This is a genomic window from Bacillus sp. FDAARGOS_1420 (assembly GCF_019344915.1).
Lineage (GTDB): Bacteria > Bacillota > Bacilli > Bacillales > Bacillaceae_G > Bacillus_A > Bacillus_A mycoides.
The window spans coordinates 1,887,696-1,907,273 of record NZ_JAHWJB010000001.1 but is presented as its reverse complement, the minus strand read 5'-3'; the positions used below and the strand labels follow the sequence as shown (position 1 = coordinate 1,907,273).

Genomic DNA, 19,578 nt, shown 5'->3' with positions numbered 1-19,578 from the left:
GTTTATTCCTCCTACTTGCCTGTTGGTGGTGTTACGGCTTTTTCATATACCTTACTAAACCAATTATCTCCTACAACTTTTGTAAACGTAGGTTCATCGGCATCAGCTGTAAATTTTGGTCTATCATCAAAATCACGCTCAATGAATGATCCTTTCAGTTTTGTTGTTTGGAAGTTCGGTTTGTCTTTTTTCGTTTCAGCTTCTTCTTCCTCTTGTGAAAGTTTTCCTTTAAGTAACCAAACATAACGATACTTACCGTTAGCCTTTAAAAAACGGTATCCAATCGCTACATATGGTTTTTCCCCCTCTCGTTTCTCGTCTAATACACCATCCTTAACTTCTGGATATCCTTCAATATCTGCTTTCGTGGATAGTGAAAGTCCTCGAACTTCAATTTCAACCTCGACTTCACCGTCAGACTCAGCGATTTCTGATTTCTTGTTATCGCTCCACATAATCTCAGAAGCTACCTTTTTAGATGTTTTAACCTTTACTGCACCTTCCAATTTCTTTACCGTTGCATACGCAACACCTGTTATATCATCTTTTGTTAATTTTGCATAAACAAGACTATCGACACCAACAGTCGAACTAATTGTAATAACCTCTCCAGCCATCTATAACTCCACTCCTTTCGCGAATCGCATCGCGTAATGAAAAATTTGTGTATCCTCTTCATATAGATCAGCAACCGCATAACGCGAGAAACCAATACTTTTCATAATTGCATTCACTTTTTGATGAATTGCTGTTGTACTGACCTTTGACCAAATATCGATTTGAAATGTGATTTCACTTTCACCTTCCTCATTATCCGCAAATCCACTTGGCCTATTGTCTAATTCGAAGAATGTAATACGTGGAAATTCTTCTGCATGCTTGGCTTTACGATAATAGACTCGCTTTCCCCCTAACAAAGAAACAAGCTCCTGATTATTTTCAAGAGCTTGCAAAATTTCAGGGCGTAGATTTATCATAAATTCAGCCTCATTTCGTTCTTCAAAATGTCTGTCATAGCACGAACCGCAGCTTCTTTTGAAGAATTAAATCCTGGTTCTATAAATGGTTGAGCTGGCATTTTAGATGTTCCCCATTCTACGAACTTCCCATAGAAATATGGAGAACGATCCGCTTTGTCTATTCCAATCTTAATAGTTTTTATGCCGCCTTCCATTTTCGCTTTTGTAACTCGTATATTATCAGCCAAATGTTGTCCTGTACGCCACGATTCGCTTTTCGTTGATTTTTTAGGGCTATCACTCCTTGGAGCTATTTCTGAAATAGCTTTTCGAATCAGTTCCCCACCCGCTGCAAGGGCTTTATCTTCAATCTTTTCTCCACGTAGACCCATTTGCTCTAATTCAGAAATGAGACGGTCAAATCCTAAAAAATCAACACCATTACCCATTCATACCACCACGCTTCCACATAATTGATAACATGTGTCTTTCAGTTGGAATCACTGAAACAATGTCATAAATCGTGTTCTTATACTTAATTTTCATATCAGCATTCACATCAGCACGGAATCGGATTTCTGTTTCACCCTGTACTTCACTGTTGGCTGAGGCTGCTTCAAAGTACTTTCTTCCCTTTAAAAAAATGAAAGAACCCCATACAGCGAAAGAATCTTTATAACCATCTATTGGCTCACCATCCGGGCTCTTTGCATCTTCATCTTTTATTTGAAATACAAGACGTTTATCTAAATCACCCGGATTCATTTGAATCACCACCGCAATATTGCAATTGAACTAATATTGACTGCAAACTGAATGCTAATTGTTCAGCTTTTCCAACCACTTCACGGTTTTCATACCAATGAGAAATTAAGATACGAGCCGCTAGTTTAGCAAGCTCACTCTTTACATCTACAGTTTTACCTGTTGCATTCTTAATATATATTTCAGCTGCTGTTATAAAGGATGAAATGAGGGAGTCCTCCTCATCGCCATCCACACGAAGATACTCTTTAGCTTCCTCTAATTTCAGTACCAAGAAGGACACCTCCTATATCATTAAGCTCCTGTTTTCGCCACAACTGTAATTTGCCCATACACAACCGCTTCTGCATCCCATAATGTAACGTCTTCACGTTCAATTGCTCGGAATTCAGTTGTATTGCTTCTCCAAGCGTTTCCGCCTTCTTTCGTCATATCGATAGATAATTGTTGTCTATCCCATAACACAACTGCTTCTTTCAAATCACCAACGATAAATGGTGCTTTACCATCTTTATCTGTAGCAATTGTTTTGTTTGATAAGACAATTACTGGCTTACCAGCGAAAAGTTTTCGCGTTGGATTTGTTGGGTCTGGTTGAAGTAGCGGACGACCATTTTTATCCTCTAATTGATCTAAGTAGTTAAATCCATCTTGGTTTGTGATAATATTTGCTACTACTGCAAAAGCTGGATCTAAAGTTACATTCAATGTTTTCTTTAGTCCGTTATAGTCCTTTAAATCAACTTTTGTAAGCTTATTAATCTCTTGTAAAATCAAATAATTTCGAGTCGCAATTGATTTCTTCGCAATCCAACTACGTAAATAATTTTCTAAAGCTTGATCTGTATCACTTAATAAATCATTTGGTACTGGTAAGAAACCTGCATAATCATCAATTGCGTAAGGTATACGGTCAAATTTCGGAGAAGTAATCTCTTGCATTGCATTTGGATTTCCATACTCAGATAGTGGTGCAAATGGTGTAGATGCTGCACGTTTTTCTAATGTACGAGATCCTTTGTTTGTTGAAACAGGTTGTACATTTACATATTGTTCTAAGCTATCTGTTGTTTGTTTTAACTGATTAATTGTAGTTGTGATATCTTCTGGAACAATGTATCCACCATCTTCACCTTTATTCTCAGATAGTGCTGCCTTATATTCTTGCATGATGATTGCTTCTTCAGAGCTTAAACTTTGACCACGAATAGCTTTCATAAATACTTCTTTGTACGATGAATCTTCATTTTTAACTGGTGCTGGAGGTAAAGCCCCTGTTTGTGAATTTACAGGTTCAGGAACTTCAATGCCCTTCATAGCCAAATAATTATCGAATTCATTTTTTGCATCTTTTAATTCTTCAATTTTAGCTCTTGCATCTTCTACTTTCCCGCTATTGTTTAACTCTTCAGCCTTAGCTTTTAAATCAGCAACCCTCTGACGTAATTCTTGTTCCTGTTTATCCATTCGGTATTTCCTCCTTGTTTTGGCACAAAAAATAGACCTATATTTCTAAAAGGTCTAGTGCATTTTGTATTTTTAATTGTTCATTATTATCCTTCTTTGGAATAGAAGGAGCCTTTGCTACTACTTTATTAGGTGTTTTTTGATATTTATCAAAATAATCACTCATACATGCTGCGACTTCTTTTGCTTCCACAACTTCGATGTTGAAGTATTTTTCAGCTTGTTCACCACTTAACCAGGTCTCAGCATCTACTAATTGTTGAATTTCTTCAATTCCAATGCCTTCTTTTAAGTTTTCCTTGTATACATTCATGATTCCAGACTCAATGTTATCCAAATCTTCTGCTGCCTTTCGGAAATCAATTGCATTTCCAGCTGCATAGGTCCAAGGCCTATGAATCATTAAAAATGCGTTAGAAGGGACAACAACACGATCACCAGCTAGGGCGATTACAGAAGCGATGGAAGCTGCAACACCATCCACATAAACAGTTTTTTGGGCTTTATTGCGCTTTAACATATTATAAATAGCTAAGCCAGCGAATACTGAACCCCCACCGCTATTTACATAGATGTTCAGGTTACTTTTATCATCCAATTGCCCCAAAATGTTTTTTACATCATCGGGCATAATGTCAGAGTCATCCCATTTCCAACCTGTATTATTTATGATGTCACCATAGATAAATAGGTCCGTTGAAGAATCCGTTTGATTTTTAATAGTAAACACGTCTTTAATTGCCCTCACCTCTTTTCAGCGACGAACCTCCACTAGCTTTCGCTAATTGGTATTCATCTGCAATTTCAATAGATACATGATTTAAATCGACTCGGCTCTTATCACCTAATTCACCAATACCATCCATATCTTCAAGTTCTAAAACTTTATTAATAGAAAATACACCTCTATCTAACATAATGTTATAGAACTCCGCTCTAGATTTCTGGTCCGCTCGTAAAAGACTGGTTAAGTTAAACTTGAGATAATATCGTTTTTGTTCACCAAAAGAAAAGACTTTATAAGAAAATTCCTCTTCATACTGAATGAGAATCGGGCTGAGTGTATTTTGAATAAAATCCAGTGCTTGTTGTTCAATATTGGAGAATGTCGCACGATCTAATTCATTAATCATGTGCAAGGGAATGTTAAAAATATTTGCGATTTCACCTTTATCAAATTTCATACCTTCAATAAACTGGGCATCTTTTAACGGCATACCCACTTTTTCAAATTCGAGACCTGCATCTAATATCGCAATACGCTGCGCATTACTCAGACCTGTATTGGCTTCTTCCCACGCATCACGAAGCTTGTCTTTTGCCTCTTTATTCAGGGGTTGCGCTGTTTTTAGCAACCCACTATGGGTCGCACCTTTCCTATAGAATTTCCCCTTGAACTTTTGCGCTGCCTGTGAGCTTCCAATCGATTCTCTTGCGACTTGAATCGGTGGTTTCCCCTTCAGACCATCAGTCGATAATGTCGTGAGATGAATGACATCATCAGCTGCTAGTTTCACAGGTGTCCCATCTGGTAAACTCGTGAAATACCACAGTTGATTTGTTTTCACATCGATAACGGGGTTTGTGACAGCTGGATTCAACACCCACAATTCTTTTGGTCTTCCATCCACTCCCCAGTGGATGTTGATATACGCATTGCCCCACGTGTTCCGATGCGTTTCAATTAAATGTTTAAATTTAAACGGACTTTGGTACGGATTCGGACGCCTTTCCAGCACAAATGAGACTTGATGCGCCTTATCCCGTTCTCTTCCCTTCGCTGTCTTTTTAAACGTTTGAAACGGAAGCATCGCAACACTATTCGCTAAAATGTTCACGCACCGGTATACCGTTGGTACACCTAACGAAGATTCTACGGTAACCCGTTCTCCGCTCGTTGCTTCATAACTAAATAAACTCCGAAACCAAGGTGCTGGATTTCTTAGATCGGTCGTATCCTGATTGCGAAACAAATTCCGGAATATCATATTTTCACCTCCCCTCTATTTCCTCGCGATCACCACCCCGATCAGTATAAGAATGATTCCCAGCAGATACCATCCGTAAATTGGATGAATAAAAAAAGTCGTCCCAACAATAATGGACAACCCCGAAATCAATAGAATATCTTCTAAAATACTGATGAAAAATAATAAAAAGCGCATGTCATTCCTCCTAAAACGAGAAATCTTGACTTAAAATATAGGAATTTAAGTCCACTTCACCAGAATTGAGCATACAGCGAACGTGTGAGTTGATGACAGCCGCAATTGGATCAATCCTTTCGGTTGCCTTTGACTTGTCCAACATGATGTTTTCGTTCGCATCCTGTTTTGTTATCGCGTTACTAGTGGCCCAATTTAATACAGGATTGTTATTGTGGATGACTTTCTTTAGATACACTTGTTCTCTAAAATCTTTTGTAGGACCTGATAGAGTTGCCATCCCTTGGCGTATTTCTATCATCGTATACCCTTCCGCTTCCATGTCTTGCATGAATTGCGTTGCATTCCAAGGATCCGCACATATTTCTTTAATCTTAAACTTATGATCTTTTTCCATATTTCTAATATGTGTTTTGATAAATTCATAATCAACTACCGCACCAGGTGTTGTCGTAATCCATTTTTGTTGTACCCACAAATCATATGGCACTTTATCCGTTTGTCTCTTTTCAGCTAACGTATCTTCCGGCATAAAACTATGACTTAACACGATATATTTATCATCCTTTTTAAACTCGAATGAAATACTGGTTAAATCAATTTTGGCTGATAAATCGACACCTACAGTACATTCCAACCCTTTTAATTCGGATAATTCCACCGTTTCCTTGCAATCTTTCCATTTTTGCATGTCCATGTACCCATTTTCTTTCCTATCCACCCAACGATTCATGTTTTTCGTCAGGAAATTCCGCATTTTTTCTGGAACATCTAATGCTGATTGCAATTCTCCTTTTAAGAAAGATTGCCCTTCTTCATAACTACATAAAATGGGATTCGCTTTCTCCCAGACTTCAGGATTCGTAATTTCATCATCCTTATCTAATTCATTGACCATCACAAAATATTCTTCATTTTCAATATCAATATTCGGGTCTAAAATCTTAGAAACATATTGATATTCCACACGGTAACAAGGTTGGCTCAAGTTGAAACCAGCTGTTGTAATAATCATCATGAGTGGATTCGGACGAGCACCTGAACCTGACACCAGAACATCATAAATTTCAGAAGTAGGATGGGCATGGTATTCATCAATAATACCGCACTGAACATTCAATCCATCACCAGATTTACCAGCATCTTTTGAAAGTGCGGAAATAAAAGAATTTGTCTTTAAGTGTTCAATTTTCCCATAAGCAATATTAAATTTATCTTTTAGATCGTCACACCCATTCATTTGGGCCTTAATCTCATTCCAAACAATTTTACTTTGCTCTGTTTTTGTGGCACCAACATATACTTCAGACATATTCTCACCAAAGGCCATTGCTTCATATGAACCGACGCACGCTAAAGATTGTGACTTTGCATTTTTGCGACCTACTTGCCAATAAGCTTTTTTAAATCGACGTAATCCCGTATTTCTATGAACCCATCCATAAATATTGCTAAACACAAAAATTTGTATCGAATGTGGTTCCATTCTCTGACCTGCTAACTTTCCTTTTGTATGTTTAAAAAGAGACATCCACTTTAGGAAACGAAGTGCTTTTTCTTCCTTAAAAACATATGGAAAATCTTCAGATCCTTCACGCTCAATATCTCTTACAAATCGTTTACAAGCTTGTTTATGCTTCTGACAAGCAACGACTTCATCATTTCGTACATCCTCACAGTAGTCCAACATCCATTGTCTGATCATGTTATACGCCAAACTCCTTTTCTACAGTTGTTTGCGCCCCTTTTTTCGCACGCGGCATCACAATTCTCGCCCTTGCGCTTGGAGTAAATCCGAAATCTACACCTATCGCCTTCATTTGTTCATGGAGTTGCTTTTTCTTGGTTAAGAGTGGATGAGGGACTTTATTTGTTTCCGCTGCTTTGTTGGTGTATTCCACAAGTAATCCCTCTTCTTGGATAATCTTCGTACATGCCATATAGTCCGCATACGCATCACAATACAGTGCTAATGCATTCACATCTATATTTGTCATCACTTCTAATTCTAGTAACTCCCCTGCAATTCGTCTAAATTCTTTCTTCGCAACTGCATCTAACCATGTTGGTGATTTAACCTTGTCGCTTTTGGCTTTCCATCGCTTTTCAGATTCTAAGCGTTTCTTGATTTCTTCTCTTGTTAATCGATTCGTATTCCCTTCTAAAATATGCAGATGAATCGGCTTCGCTTTCCGTCCCATTTTCCCCATCTCCTCCTTTCATTCTGTTTTACCAAATAAAACGAATTTTTTACGCAGAAAGCTTGTCACCGGTCTCAAGAGGTGCCCTGACCACCCCTCGAAGGTGGGGTATCCTTCCGTATCTCTTCTCCACATCAACGCTTGTAGACCTTCTCATCTTCTTTTGTTTTCTTGTTATGGCAAGCATGGCAAAGCGTTTGTAAATTAGATGCTTCTAATCGTTTCGACCAATCAACACGAATAGGAATGATATGATCGACTACATCACCTATCTGAATGATGTCTTTGCTTCTACACTGAACACATAAGCCATGATCTCTACGATAAATAAGTCCACGCATACCCTTCCACAGTCTTGAGTTGTAGAATGAACGTGAGCTTTTGTTTCGAATATGTTTGTCGTAATATCTTACGATTTCTTTTTCTTTTTCTAAATGTTTAGCACAATACTTATCTCTTGTTAGTTCGTTGCAACCTAACGACTTACAGGGTTTGAATGGTTTACTTGGCATCGGAATCGCTATCCTTATTCGACTCTTCAATAACCCAAGTTCGTTTTGGATAAGTAACTGGTGGTAAAGGAACATGCTTAGTGGTTTTAATTATCGTATAATCCTTCCCAAGTTCATCTAACGCACCCATAACACGTAACAATTCTTCTTTATCTTCAATACGTTTCTTATACATTACCGTCGCACTCCTTTACTTAGTTACTCCCATCCTCTTCCTTACCCGTTTCATTTCATCCTCAATAGCAAGATTCTTTTTATTAATCCGTTCATGACACTTCGCTATATCAGTTTGATGCTTACGAATTTTATCGTTCACATATGCAGCAACATGTTCATGATTGCAATGAGGGCATGTGAAGTAACACTTCTCAATACGATTAGGAATCTTTACGACTTGTGGTTGCATATCGTATTCTTTATTGCAGTTAGAACAGTAGACTTGCATTATTCTCACTCCTATTCTTTCTTGAATAAACAATGATTGTATTTATCGTTTTCTAATAACTCTTCCATTGAAGTCCGTTCAAGATATCCTACAGAATAAAGCATGTGTTCCTGACCATACAGTTTATAATACTTGAAGTGATTGATATCTAACTTAGCTTGTTTGTATGCTTCTTCATGAGGTTTTAGGTATTTGTTATATGATGTTTCATCCACGGTAAGAAGACCCAGCGCATCAATCTTCTTTTGCAAATTGTTCTCCATCTATCCTCATTCCTTTCGAAAGAATATTCTGATTATCTATTCACAAATAAATACAAGTTGTTATAATGAAAGTACATTTCCACCGGAAGAAACTTGAAAGCCAACAAGTTTCTTCCGTTTTTTTATGTCTAAGCCTTCAGAAATTCATCCATTGTTTTATCGAGCAAACTAACCATCGCTTCTCTTTTTTGCTTTGGTGTGGTGTTATCTTCCATCTCATTAAATAATGGAATAGCACTTTCTAATTTCTGTTTATCGATACGCTCATTTACAAGGTCTTGTCCTAACATTGAAAAGAATGTAGCAATTACAACCGCTTGTTCTTGTTTAGTTAGTTTCATTTATTCTGGCTCCTTTGATATCAGTTACAGTCATCTTGATACCATCCGTTTTATGTTCAACTACAGATTTCGCTATAACTTTCCCGTCTAATGAAACCCCAACTTTACAATCCATTCCAATTGATTTTCTATCATTAATCTTTGTAATTAATTCAGATCGTTTAACTACTTGTTTAATTTCAGTTACATCCACTTTCTTGGATAACTTTTTTTCTAAATCGCTAACATATTTCCTTAATGTATCTACAGTTTCACTCAAATGATTAATTGCTCCTTTCATTACCATTTTCTCCGTATACATTTGTTTTGTTGTTGATTCTAAGGTTTCAAGTCTATGCTTTATAACATCTATATCTTCCATCCTTCATCCTCCTCCAAAATAAAAACTTCTATTTAAATGCTTTCATTACCATTTTTTTCCTGTGATTTAATTTGTAGGACTACCTTCTTTTTTGTCGAATTTATAGAATATAAGAAGGTGATAACATGAAATTAAATCAAGATTGTATTCGTTCTGTTCTTTTAGAACTTGAAGAAAAATTAAACCTAGGTCAACACATTCATCTTCATCAATTAAAAGAATTTAATACTTTTAACAAATACGGCGAAAACGAATCTATATACGCCATTTTAAAACTTATAGAAGCTGGATACATAAACGGATCTCACCAGTTTGATGGAGATGAAATTTATGCTCTAGGAATAGGATCGATTACTTTTTCAGGACATGAACTCCTAGATACTATTAGAGACTCCAAAGTTTGGGCTAAAACAAAAGAACTTACTAAAAAGTTGTCTAGTGTTCCTTTAAGTGTAATCTCAGCAACAGCTGTAAAAGTTACAACTGGTTTTATAGGATTACCTTAACGATGTTCACCATTTAAGTACCCATGTTCACTTAGAAACCGTTCAAATTCTTCTAAAAACACCTTGTACTTATTTGGCGAATAATCATTACTCATAAAAGTCAGTTCGAGATTGAGCTGACTTTTTGCTTCAGTTCCTACAGTCGGATTGTCAATAGAATACCCTTTCACCCAAACTCCTGTATGTGTATCCACTTTTCCTGCCAAAACCGGCCTATGGTATTCCGTCATATAAATCATCCTCCTCCAAAATAAAAAATAGCCCTTCGGCTACTTAATCGCAACTTGACGAACTATCAAATGAATTCCCTGCATCATACAATGAATGGGATGAACAAGAAGATGAATGGCTACCACTATCATAGCCACCATAATCCGAACTGGAGTGGATTGCACTTGATGTTGTCGTATGGTGAATCAACCAATCATTTGTTGTACCCTCACTGTTTCTTTTTACATGTTCTTGCTTCAATTTCTTATTCTGTTCCTTCTTTTTCTTTCTTTTGAAAAACATATCTTTTCGCCTCCTCATAAAATAGGAAAAGCACCCGCTATGGGCGCTCCTTCTCGATTATCACCTTCGCTACTGAATAATAACAGGTGTTCCTATTGCTACATGATCGTACAGCCACTCCACATCTGTATTCTTCATACGAATACCTCCCGCGCTTACCTTCATTCCAATGCTTCCAACTTGATTTGTTCCATGTATCCCATATGTATTTCCTTCTGTTTCATGTATATTTAAGCCCCGCCATCTTGTTCCTAGCGGATTATTCGATGCACCACCTGCAATATTCCCTTTGTAGAAAAGACGATTCTCTTCTTTATATATAACAGTAACTCTCCCTGTAGGCGTCGGACTTGCATCTCGACCGGCTACAACTGGAAATGATTTAAGCAACAGCTTACCTTTCACATAATATAATGTTTGTTCGGATCGTTTGATAAGAATATAACGTCCTGTATGGGGCGCTGCTTGTACTGGCTGGATAGAACTCCATACTATACTGAATGTTATTATGAACGTGCAAATAAACTTCAAATGCTCCCACCTCCTACCTATACTTTTCAGCAGAAGGTGGTATTTTATACAGTAACAAGCTGACCGCTCTTCTACACAGAATCACAGCCAGCTTGGTATATGAATATAAATTGGTCTGTTCGTCCTGTCGCGGGTTCCTACCGCCCATGCCCGTTCTTCGGTAACGTTTTGATAATGGGGCCCACTCACATCACTTCACATGATGGCGGATACGCTATCCCCACAGCCTCCTGTCTTCCAAACAGTAACTGTAGGAATATCGTACCTCCGATTCCAACTTAAAAAGGTACCCGATTTAGTGCCCGAAACAGTACCCCAAAAGTTCCATTATTTTTTCAAATCATTTCTAATGCTGTCGCAAAGTTAAGAATGCCTGACTTTCTTTTCCGGTAAAACTTGCCTCGCTTCATCCCTAGCACTGTATAAATGTAATCATCATTTAGTTCCTTCGCATGCATATACTTCATTTCGAGTATGTGTTGTTCTTCTTGATCTAACGCATATTCAAACGCGCGATGTAATTGTCTGTACTTCAGTTCATGAACATCTATCTTTCGCAATTCCGGGAATAAGATATCTGCTCCTATTTCCATCCGTTCTCGCTGATTCTGAAACCGTACACGTAATACCTTATATTTCTTCAATTCTTCTATCACAAAAGGGCGGAGTTCTTTCTCATCTACATATGTAAAAAAAGATAATTGATTCATGTGCTACCCTCCTGCATAAAATATTTATTTTCGTTCATACTATTACTAAGCTTCTGACATGGGCTTTTCTCTTACAATGTGATTTTCCTTTTACTTGTGTTTTTTCAGGCAAAAAAGCGGTTAGTCTTCTAGCCGTTTTTTCGTTGTCTCCAATTTACTTCGCATACATATCCTGTAATATCATTACTTGTTTGGGACACACATAACAATACTTGTAGGGATTCAAAACGAGCACTCTGACACAAGTGCTCGTTTTATTTTTTTTGCGTATAAAATGAAGAAGTTGATTCATACTATTTATAGGCTTGATATATAGCCTGCAATGTCGGAAGGTGAAACTGGACTTATCGGCATATCTTTCATCGAATGAGCAGTTAGCTTTTGCTAGCTGCTTTGTTATTTTTTGTTTAAAATCTCTATTTCTAATTTAAACACCCTAAGACCCCTTTAAACGTATTACTACTCATTCGATACCTAAGACATTCTAAAAAGATTCAAACGCGAATTCACCCTGTTTTATGGGATCGTTTTTTTCTAACACAAGTTTCAAACCGCTTCCTTATCCATTTCCGGAATAATGCCTCGTTTCGTTAACATATCATGGATAAACAGCCTTCCTTTTTGTGTCCAGCGCGTATTCATCTTTACAGATTTACTTCCATCCGAATGCGTTACATCAATTGTTTGAGATTTCGTATACCCTTTATTTTGATGTTTCGCATACAGTAACCATTGGTTGTTTACTTTGTACTGTACTTTTTCATCTTTTAGAATTTTATTCAACCGAACAGCAGACAACCCATAATCGGCTGCAATTTGTGAAACGGTTACTGTATCTTTTGACTGAAGAATTTGATCGAGGTATGTAATCTTAGATGCGTTTTCTGCGACTTGTTGGGTTAACATGAGATTCTTTTGTTCGGCCACTTGTCTTGCTTGTTGTTCGTGCTTGAGTTGAGATGCAAGACCAATCAATAAATCCGGGTCTTGTAGTAAGGCGTTAATCGTAGGTGGCGTCATGTATGCCCCATGTTTTCGAATCGTTGGAAGTACTTCTTCAAATACCCATTTTTCAAATTGTTCCGCTTGCGGGAGTTTGGATTTGACAATGAGACGGTAAAGATTGGGTTCATTGATAAATTTCTTTACCTGCTTACCACTATTAGTAGGGACTACCGTTTCGTTCACCCCTTCTTGTTTACAATGGTCTCTAATCGCTTTGTGCGGATTCGCATATCCAAGTACCTTCGCAACCTCTGTCGCTGGAAAATACTCTTTTCTATCTTTGATAAGAATCTCTAAATTTCCGAACATATTATGCGCGAATGTTTGCAACTGCGTCATTTTTCATTCTCCTCGTCTTTACGAATATTCTTTTTTCACGTTACACATACTATCTACGAGTCAGCTACACTCTTTCAAAACGGAGTTTTACCCCTCCGGACTGTTTAAGGACACGGCAGGTAATTTGGTCAATTACCTGCCATTTTCTATGCAAATAACACTTTTGTTTAGTTTGACTCTTCAAAACTTCATCATACAAACACATAAAAGTAGTTTATTTATTGCTTGTCTGCAACTTAATATCTGGAATAATTTCTTCCGGTCTAAACAGTACTTTGTAATGGTATGCATCTTCGTACTTAGCATCTGTTTGCTCAATGAAGTAACTTACATTATCACTTAATCCAAGGTAATGTTTCTTATATTTACCATCACCAGTCTTGCAAGTTACAGTTATCTTCTTCCCATCACCAGCGTCTAAAGCGCATAATCCCTCAATACTTAAAAGGTATTTATCCGTTATACCATTGAAGAACACTACTCTTCGTTGAACCTCAAATGAATCAGCTGATTTAGATAAATTTTGTGAAACTGTATCTGCTTCAGTACTACAACCTGCTAAACCCGTTATTGCCATAATAGACATTAAACCTGCAATTATTTTCTTTTTCATTTTCCACTCCCCATTTCTTATAAAATTCAAATTTGACTACAACTTATCCGCATTTTTCCACATCAAAATTGGTACCAATAATAGGAATATAATAAGTAATCCGCATACGATATTGTCTACCATCCCTTGCTTGGGTACGTAATTTGTAAAATAAGCATATACTACGTATCCTAGCGGGATGGATGTTGCAATAGCCAACGTTTTTATAAGCATTTTTGCGTACCCCATTTCACAACATCCTTCCTTTGCAATTTTTGATTTCGCACTATTTGGCAAGCCCTTGCTCTTTCCCAAACTCCGTCGCCCTTTGCTGAATGCGTTTTAATATCCGACTTACCTGTACTTGACTTATTCCAATCTCATTTGCGATACGCTGTTGCGTCTTATTCTGCAGATGCTTATCCAATACGATAGATTCCTTGTGTACCAAGGTGCTGATAAACGTATCCAAAATGGCCCGGTTTATCACTTCTTCTTCCACACTTTCCGTTTCCTTATCTGCTATCACCTGCTCTAGCGTAGCATCCCCATTTTGATTCGAGTCATAGACAACCGTCTGAAAAGAAATCGTACTTGGCTGATATTTCAATGCCGTTTCAACCAAATGGATTGGTTCTCCTAACACATTTACAATCTCCTCTGGAGCCTTCTCTGCTAACTTTTCCCTTGAAATTTTCCCTTTTAGAGCATAAATATCACGCGTTATCTTTACCTTTTGTCGATCTCTTATATATCTGGATACTTCTCCTATGATCATCGGTACCCCATACGTTGAAAACTGACAACCATGCGAAACGTCAAATCTTCTTTTTGCTTTAATTAACCCAACCATCCCTTGTTGCTTCAAGTCTTCGATACCTAAACCCGTATCACGTTCTATACCTTTAATTTTACTTCCATATCTTTTCCAAACACAGTGATATACTAACTTTTTATACCTTTCCATAAACTCCTCGTCTGACATCGCCCTCACATCTTCAATTACTTTCATTCTGCCCGCTTCCCCTTTTCCGTTTTCTTGACTTTATAAGCACTTTGTTCGGCCCTTCCCACAACCCTTGCTTTCTCCACTTAATTTTCAATTTGTAAACATAAGACGGACTTCGTTGGAACAGAATACTGATTTTTTGATCGGATATCCCTTGCTCATTCAGTTCCCGTACACACGCCGGTGTCAATCCATCCGGAATATTTCCAGGTTTCCCTGCGCGCTGTCTCGGCTCCGTATCAAAATACCTACCCAACTGGCGTAACTCCTGACCAGTCGGGCAATTCGCACAAATGCTGATACTGAAACTCGCATCATCTGAACGATTGTAATAACACCGCCTACATTTCTGTTCGATGATATCGCCAATCTGATAGGTAAGCTGGATGCGTTCTTCTCTGGTGAGTTTCATATTTCTCACCTACAATATGGCTTTCAATGCGATGCCTAATGCTTGTGCTCTTGCTTGACACTCTAGGCGATGCTTCCGTTCCATATCGGCCGTTTCTTCCGCCGCACCGATTCTGATTTGTACTTTACGTAATTCAGCTTCCAGTTCCCATTTCTTTTCGCTTAACTGGTTGCGTTCATTAAGCAACGTTGTATATTCTTCCTCACGATTTTGAGATTGTTTTTTTAACTTTTCAAGTTCTGCTTTTAATTCCGTTTGACGCATTCCATTATCTTCCTCTTCAGAACGTTCATTTTTCTTTCCGACTACTTTTGTACCCTCAACCAATGGTTTTATACTCTTTTTCGTTCCTAATCTCTTAGCGCGCTTCCTAACGCCCTCTTTTTTCTCTCGTCGTTTTGCGACGTTATGATACAGCGTACTTTCACTCACACCTAGACGCTCTGCAATTTTTGCCCAAGATAATTTCTGTTCCCGTAATTTCTCCGCCTTCTCACATAATACATCCCAATTTCTCTCTTCCGCCATCTGCTCTGCCATCGTCTCATTTCTCCCTTCCAGTAAGTTGTCGCCTAATTGTTTGATTTGCTTCCCAACCCTACAGTTATCCGCGCACCAGGAAGTCTTACAATTCCCTGACTTCCTGTATGCTTGTATCTTTTTACAACCCGTGCAATGCTCATCTTGTAGATCTAATATTTGAATCCGGATGGATTTCTTATCAAGCTTCATCGAAAAGCTTGTCCTCATCCGCTATTTCGAACTCTTCCGAGACTTGATTTTCAGTTTCCTGATTCCCTTCTTGTTGCACTTCAAGGGCTTCCTCCGGTTTCTCTTCCCCCTTTGTCTCCTCTGTTCGTTCTGGCTGTTGTTCTTTCCACTCCTGCCACTTTATCGCTAATGGTGCTACACGCTTACGGTATTCATCAATAGTTTCGATAATTTGCCCCGAAGACATGTTCAGCTCATTTGCCAATTTCAAGTAGGATTCTCCTTCCAGACGGCGTTTCACAATCTCCGGAAGTTTATTCGGCATCCCCTCAAAGTTTGGTGCCAAACCACTGATGATAAAAGCATCGATTACCTCACGGTCCGCTTGTTCTTTTTCTTCACGAGTCTGCATCTTTTCTGCTGGCATATCTAAATCTGCTTCTATTTGCTCGAATGTTGGTTTTACCTCTTGTACAATTCCTTTCTCATCGACTTCGTACTGCGTAACCGGCTCATTTGTTTTCGCATTAATTGTGACATTAAAGTTGACTTGCATAGACTCTAGCGAAACAAACACTTTCGCATCAATCATTTCAGACAGAGAATCCAACTTCCCCTGTAGCGAAGAATCTGTTACTTCTAGCACGATTTCCTTCTTCCCGTCTGGTTTTAAGTTCACTTTCTTTAACACTGGTTTGAATTCGATATATGACATTACAATCCGCTCCCTTTATTTTACTTGGTTTCGTTTTTTCACTTTCTTCTCCGCTCGTTGCAACTTGTTGTATTCATCCAATGTGATAAATCCGCCGTATTTCTTCACATACTTCAGCAAAATCAGCTGTAAGTGCGGGTATTTATATTCAAATAACTTTCTTTTTACGTTGAATGTTTCGGTAATCATACCTTTTATGTCTATAACCTCTACCTCCCCATTGGGCAAATAGACCAAGAAATCCGCTATGTATGTAATCGCTTGAAAGCTCTTGTTATGTTTCTTGAATGCTGGTTGTAACTTAAATACGGGCTGCCGTTCAAATCCTTGTATTTCGCCTCTTGCATTACGAATTTTCAAACTTTCGTAATAATTTGCTTCCGCTTTTGAATCGAAAACATGACCGTCCAAATCAACTTTTTTGTTTTTGTATTTACTCAATTCCGCTCACACTTTCTCCCGATAATCTTCGCCTTCAACAGCAACCATATAATCTTTACTCATACCCTTTAACCGGCTATTTGCTGCAAACCCAATCTTCTCCCCTAATGTCTCATCATCTTCGTTGGAACTATACAAAATCGGTAAATTATGACGATATCGATAATCAATGATTTGGTAGTACAAATTTTCTTTTGCTTCCGACCATTTCGATTTCCCTAAATCATCCCACACTAGAACTTCTACTTGCTTTGCAGATTGTAGTAAGCGATTAAACTCTTTTTTATCATCGTTCATCATCTTTGCTGCAATGAGGTCATCCATAAACGTCCCGTCCGAAATCAGCAATACACTATATCCTTGTTTCATGAGATATTTTGCTGCCGCCACTTGTAAATGTGTTTTCCCAAGACCAAAACTGTTATGTTCTCGCTTTGCCTGTGCTCGTTTGGATGGTTCTAACTGTTTAATACGGAGCTCACCAAACGTTGCGATAAAGCCTAAGCTATTTTGTTTTGTCCCCTTGATTTCTTCAAAATCACGCAAATATTTTACGATCGTGCCATACAATAACTTTTGTTTTTCTGTCTCTTGTTGGTACGAATCAAATCTCGCTTGTGCAAACTCTTCTGGAATCATTGCATTCTTCAACCTTCGTTCGATTACTCGTTGCACTTTACACGAACAATCCTTCTGCACAGATACTTTCATTCCAAATTCATTCACTTCCTCGTAAAACAGCACTTCTGTATCCTGGCATGTTGCGCACTTATACGCGTTTAATGTAACTTGGCATGTTTCGTTCTCGACTTGCAACTTCTTCCTCATAGCTTCTGCCCGCTTGATAATTTCCACCATTGCGTCTCCAACGTGTTGCATGTTCTTCACCACCTTTTTGATTTTTATACGTTTCATCCAGTTGCATGACATCCGCCATTGTTTTGACATGGCTCTTCTGCCAATTAGATAAAATACTGCTAATATACTTCCAGCGTTTTGCATTTTGGTCAATTGCTCGATCCACAGCTTCTACCACCATTTCACTTCCTAGCACATCACAAAACTCTCCCAAATCTTGCAAAGCTGTTTCACTTAGCGGAATATTGTTCTGCAGTAAATACTGATAACTTTTCTGAAATGCTTCATCAATCAAGGGGTGCTTATCTACATCATCATCTATATTTGTAGTAATATCTGTAGTAATATCTGTTAAAGAAAGTTCGTTTTCGCAATTTCCATCTTTCGATTTCGAACTTTCCTTTTTTCGATTTCGCAAAAAGGAAATGATCATTTCGGAAAAACGGTTTTTATCTAGTTTGTAGTGTACAGTGGGAACACCATTTGCTTTTTTCACATACGTTTTCAGAACGCTCATTTCCTCTAGTTTTTTTCTTGCTTTTCGAACACCGTATTTACTAATTCGGATTTCTTCATGCCACTCACTATCCGTTTTATAAAAATAACCGTCTTCTCTTGTTGTACGATCTGACCAATATACCAGTTGTGATAAAAACAAACCTGTTTCTAAATCCTCTACAAAATCAATAAACACTGTATTGACAACGATTTTATTTGCTTGTCCACTAAACGTATGAATGATGTCAAACACTTCACTTTGAAAATCCACAAGGTTCATCCCCTTCTATAAATTGCGATGCATGATTGGTTTTCCACAATAACTTTTTTCAATTCGATAGTTTGGATACCCAGTCTGTATATATCTTGCAATAGAACGCTTTAGTTCTTCTTTGGATTGCGCTCTCTCCCATAATTTACGGGAGAGGAGCACCTTTGATTTACTCATCCTTCAATCGGGAATTCTTGTTGTCCAGCATCTCCTGTTATTACCTGTTCTCCTTCGATTGGATCCACTTCAATAAACTCCGGCTCTTCCGTAATATCTTTTCGTACCACTTCGTCTTGCTGCGCTTGCGACTGAACTTCAATGCTAATCGGTAAGTATTTAAACATGTAACGGACCACTGTTTTCTTCGCCATTTCTTCATAGTCGCTACTCCAAGGACTATAGCTAGAATTAGCGGATGCAGAACGTTTACGACGCTTCTCAATTTCACTTTTCGGCATAAACTCCATTTGATACCCACCGTCTTTAAAATGAGCAACTGCATACGCTCCAATAAATGCGCCACGATCTCCATGTGACGGCTTATGCTCCAATTTTGGATGTAATCCCAACTCATATTCGAATTCGTCATTTTCATGTACTGCATGGGCATAAATACTTTGAATATGACCAGACCGTCTTGCGAGGTCAATCATCCCCTTATACCCTATGATAAATGTCGCTTCACGCTTATACGGTAAGATATAACAGTGTCCTAATAATCCTGGTTCCAATCCTAGCTGTACGGCTTGCATCACAGCCCCCATAAGAGAAGGAACCGCGCATTCGAGAAGCTTTGGATTTGTCCGAATTGTTGTTAAGGCAATGCGACTCATACGGTTCATATCCATATGCTTCGGTAATACTTCTGCCATTCTTGGCGCCATTTTCTTCATGTATGCTTCTACTGTTTGTTCCGGTGTAACTGGCACACTTTCTTTTCGATTTGTTAACTGGTTTTTCAACTTTTCATTTGTAGCCATATCTAATC

32 protein-coding genes are annotated in these 19,578 nt (G+C 38.1%); 1 reads left to right on the top strand and 31 read right to left on the bottom strand.

Annotation, left to right across the window (positions count from 1 at the left end):
• Window positions 1-11: 11 nt before the first annotated feature.
• The 16 genes from I6L50_RS10255 to I6L50_RS10180 all read right to left on the bottom strand — a co-directional run bounded on the left by I6L50_RS10255 (window position 12) and on the right by I6L50_RS10180 (window position 9,479).
• Entirely contained in the window at window positions 12-617 is a 606-nt protein-coding gene (locus tag I6L50_RS10255) for a major tail protein (RefSeq protein WP_219299821.1), read from the bottom strand.
• Window positions 618-977 carry a tail completion protein gp17 gene (gene gp17, locus I6L50_RS10250; protein WP_219299823.1) on the bottom strand — a complete coding sequence of 120 codons (360 nt, stop codon included), beginning with the start codon at window positions 975-977 and terminating at the stop codon, window positions 618-620. It abuts the gene before it with no gap.
• The gene (locus I6L50_RS10245; protein WP_219299825.1) at window positions 974-1,408 is read right to left on the bottom strand and encodes an HK97-gp10 family putative phage morphogenesis protein; all 435 of its coding nucleotides are present in this window, start codon (window positions 1,406-1,408) and stop codon (window positions 974-976) included. The genes gp17 and I6L50_RS10245 overlap by 4 nt, the downstream gene beginning before the upstream one ends.
• Window positions 1,401-1,724: a phage head closure protein gene (locus tag I6L50_RS10240; protein ID WP_219301269.1), complete on the bottom strand. Its 324-nt coding sequence runs from the start codon at window positions 1,722-1,724 to the stop codon at window positions 1,401-1,403. Before I6L50_RS10240 ends, I6L50_RS10245 begins: the two co-directional genes overlap by 8 nt.
• Complete coding sequence (locus tag I6L50_RS10235) at window positions 1,711-1,998, bottom strand: head-tail connector protein (RefSeq protein ID WP_219299829.1); 288 nt, start codon at window positions 1,996-1,998, stop codon at window positions 1,711-1,713. The genes I6L50_RS10240 and I6L50_RS10235 overlap by 14 nt, the downstream gene beginning before the upstream one ends.
• Before the next feature lie 20 nt (window positions 1,999-2,018).
• Entirely contained in the window at window positions 2,019-3,191 is a 1,173-nt protein-coding gene (locus tag I6L50_RS10230; protein ID WP_219299831.1) for a phage major capsid protein, read from the bottom strand.
• Between the two features lie 37 nt (window positions 3,192-3,228).
• Entirely contained in the window at window positions 3,229-3,939 is a 711-nt protein-coding gene (locus tag I6L50_RS10225) for a head maturation protease, ClpP-related (protein ID WP_219299833.1), read from the bottom strand.
• Window positions 3,926-5,179: a phage portal protein gene (locus I6L50_RS10220; RefSeq protein WP_219299835.1), complete on the bottom strand. Its 1,254-nt coding sequence runs from the start codon at window positions 5,177-5,179 to the stop codon at window positions 3,926-3,928. Before I6L50_RS10220 ends, I6L50_RS10225 begins: the two co-directional genes overlap by 14 nt.
• A gap of 187 nt (window positions 5,180-5,366) precedes the next feature.
• Complete coding sequence (locus tag I6L50_RS10215; RefSeq protein ID WP_219299837.1) at window positions 5,367-7,061, bottom strand: terminase large subunit; 1,695 nt, start codon at window positions 7,059-7,061, stop codon at window positions 5,367-5,369.
• 1 nt (window position 7,062) lies between these two features.
• Complete coding sequence (locus I6L50_RS10210) at window positions 7,063-7,566, bottom strand: phage terminase small subunit P27 family (RefSeq protein WP_219299839.1); 504 nt, start codon at window positions 7,564-7,566, stop codon at window positions 7,063-7,065.
• Between the two features lie 125 nt (window positions 7,567-7,691).
• Window positions 7,692-8,069, bottom strand: coding sequence for an HNH endonuclease (locus I6L50_RS10205; RefSeq protein WP_219299841.1), 378 nt, complete (start codon window positions 8,067-8,069; stop codon window positions 7,692-7,694).
• The gene (locus tag I6L50_RS10200) at window positions 8,059-8,244 is read right to left on the bottom strand and encodes a hypothetical protein (protein WP_085308802.1); all 186 of its coding nucleotides are present in this window, start codon (window positions 8,242-8,244) and stop codon (window positions 8,059-8,061) included. Before I6L50_RS10200 ends, I6L50_RS10205 begins: the two co-directional genes overlap by 11 nt.
• A gap of 15 nt (window positions 8,245-8,259) precedes the next feature.
• On the bottom strand, window positions 8,260-8,514 hold the full coding sequence (locus I6L50_RS10195) for a hypothetical protein (protein WP_219299843.1): 255 nt from the start codon (window positions 8,512-8,514) through the stop codon (window positions 8,260-8,262).
• 11 nt (window positions 8,515-8,525) lie between these two features.
• Entirely contained in the window at window positions 8,526-8,777 is a 252-nt protein-coding gene (locus I6L50_RS10190; RefSeq protein WP_219299845.1) for a hydrolase, read from the bottom strand.
• 128 nt (window positions 8,778-8,905) lie between these two features.
• Window positions 8,906-9,118: a hypothetical protein gene (locus tag I6L50_RS10185; protein WP_219299847.1), complete on the bottom strand. Its 213-nt coding sequence runs from the start codon at window positions 9,116-9,118 to the stop codon at window positions 8,906-8,908.
• The gene (locus I6L50_RS10180) at window positions 9,105-9,479 is read right to left on the bottom strand and encodes a hypothetical protein (protein ID WP_257475341.1); all 375 of its coding nucleotides are present in this window, start codon (window positions 9,477-9,479) and stop codon (window positions 9,105-9,107) included. The genes I6L50_RS10185 and I6L50_RS10180 overlap by 14 nt, the downstream gene beginning before the upstream one ends.
• A gap of 125 nt (window positions 9,480-9,604) precedes the next feature.
• Between I6L50_RS10180 and I6L50_RS10175 the strand changes: the two genes are divergently transcribed.
• Window positions 9,605-9,985 (top strand): DUF2513 domain-containing protein, encoded by a 381-nt coding sequence (locus tag I6L50_RS10175; protein WP_219299849.1) that lies wholly within the window; start codon window positions 9,605-9,607, stop codon window positions 9,983-9,985.
• Here the strand turns inward: I6L50_RS10175 and I6L50_RS10170 are convergent.
• The 15 genes from I6L50_RS10170 to recT form a co-directional block, all read right to left on the bottom strand.
• Window positions 9,982-10,215 carry a hypothetical protein gene (locus I6L50_RS10170; protein WP_219301268.1) on the bottom strand — a complete coding sequence of 78 codons (234 nt, stop codon included), beginning with the start codon at window positions 10,213-10,215 and terminating at the stop codon, window positions 9,982-9,984. The two genes, I6L50_RS10175 and I6L50_RS10170, sit on opposite strands and share 4 nt — an antisense overlap.
• 43 nt (window positions 10,216-10,258) lie before the next feature.
• The gene (locus I6L50_RS10165; RefSeq protein ID WP_219301267.1) at window positions 10,259-10,498 is read right to left on the bottom strand and encodes a hypothetical protein; all 240 of its coding nucleotides are present in this window, start codon (window positions 10,496-10,498) and stop codon (window positions 10,259-10,261) included.
• Window positions 10,499-10,567: 69 nt separating this feature from the next.
• Entirely contained in the window at window positions 10,568-11,029 is a 462-nt protein-coding gene (locus tag I6L50_RS10160) for a L,D-transpeptidase (RefSeq protein WP_219301266.1), read from the bottom strand.
• 335 nt (window positions 11,030-11,364) lie between these two features.
• Complete coding sequence (locus I6L50_RS10155) at window positions 11,365-11,739, bottom strand: ArpU family phage packaging/lysis transcriptional regulator (protein ID WP_219301265.1); 375 nt, start codon at window positions 11,737-11,739, stop codon at window positions 11,365-11,367.
• A 546-nt stretch (window positions 11,740-12,285) separates the two neighbouring features.
• Window positions 12,286-13,083 (bottom strand): phage antirepressor KilAC domain-containing protein, encoded by a 798-nt coding sequence (locus tag I6L50_RS10150; protein ID WP_219301264.1) that lies wholly within the window; start codon window positions 13,081-13,083, stop codon window positions 12,286-12,288.
• A 214-nt stretch (window positions 13,084-13,297) separates the two neighbouring features.
• The gene (locus I6L50_RS10145; protein ID WP_000726817.1) at window positions 13,298-13,696 is read right to left on the bottom strand and encodes a beta-sandwich lipoprotein; all 399 of its coding nucleotides are present in this window, start codon (window positions 13,694-13,696) and stop codon (window positions 13,298-13,300) included.
• Window positions 13,697-13,732: 36 nt separating this feature from the next.
• Window positions 13,733-13,924 carry a hypothetical protein gene (locus I6L50_RS10140; RefSeq protein WP_219301263.1) on the bottom strand — a complete coding sequence of 64 codons (192 nt, stop codon included), beginning with the start codon at window positions 13,922-13,924 and terminating at the stop codon, window positions 13,733-13,735.
• 37 nt (window positions 13,925-13,961) lie between these two features.
• The gene (locus tag I6L50_RS10135; protein ID WP_257475366.1) at window positions 13,962-14,687 is read right to left on the bottom strand and encodes a sigma-70 family RNA polymerase sigma factor; all 726 of its coding nucleotides are present in this window, start codon (window positions 14,685-14,687) and stop codon (window positions 13,962-13,964) included.
• Window positions 14,674-15,096 carry a hypothetical protein gene (locus I6L50_RS10130; RefSeq protein ID WP_219301262.1) on the bottom strand — a complete coding sequence of 141 codons (423 nt, stop codon included), beginning with the start codon at window positions 15,094-15,096 and terminating at the stop codon, window positions 14,674-14,676. The genes I6L50_RS10135 and I6L50_RS10130 overlap by 14 nt, the downstream gene beginning before the upstream one ends.
• Before the next feature lie 9 nt (window positions 15,097-15,105).
• Window positions 15,106-15,828 (bottom strand): zinc-finger domain-containing protein, encoded by a 723-nt coding sequence (locus tag I6L50_RS10125; RefSeq protein WP_219301261.1) that lies wholly within the window; start codon window positions 15,826-15,828, stop codon window positions 15,106-15,108.
• A complete protein-coding gene (locus I6L50_RS10120) occupies window positions 15,818-16,522 on the bottom strand; it encodes a 2-methylcitrate dehydratase (protein ID WP_219301260.1) in 705 nt (234 codons plus the stop codon). Before I6L50_RS10120 ends, I6L50_RS10125 begins: the two co-directional genes overlap by 11 nt.
• A 15-nt stretch (window positions 16,523-16,537) precedes the next feature.
• Window positions 16,538-16,963, bottom strand: a complete 426-nt coding sequence (locus I6L50_RS10115; protein WP_219301259.1) for a DUF1064 domain-containing protein — start codon at window positions 16,961-16,963, stop codon at window positions 16,538-16,540.
• A gap of 6 nt (window positions 16,964-16,969) precedes the next feature.
• Window positions 16,970-17,779 (bottom strand): ATP-binding protein, encoded by an 810-nt coding sequence (locus tag I6L50_RS10110; RefSeq protein ID WP_257475376.1) that lies wholly within the window; start codon window positions 17,777-17,779, stop codon window positions 16,970-16,972.
• Window positions 17,733-18,590 (bottom strand): DnaD domain-containing protein, encoded by an 858-nt coding sequence (locus I6L50_RS10105; RefSeq protein ID WP_219301258.1) that lies wholly within the window; start codon window positions 18,588-18,590, stop codon window positions 17,733-17,735. The genes I6L50_RS10110 and I6L50_RS10105 overlap by 47 nt, the downstream gene beginning before the upstream one ends.
• A 173-nt stretch (window positions 18,591-18,763) precedes the next feature.
• Window positions 18,764-19,570, bottom strand: coding sequence for a recombination protein RecT (gene recT, locus I6L50_RS10100; RefSeq protein WP_219301257.1), 807 nt, complete (start codon window positions 19,568-19,570; stop codon window positions 18,764-18,766).
• Window positions 19,571-19,578 lie beyond the last annotated feature (8 nt).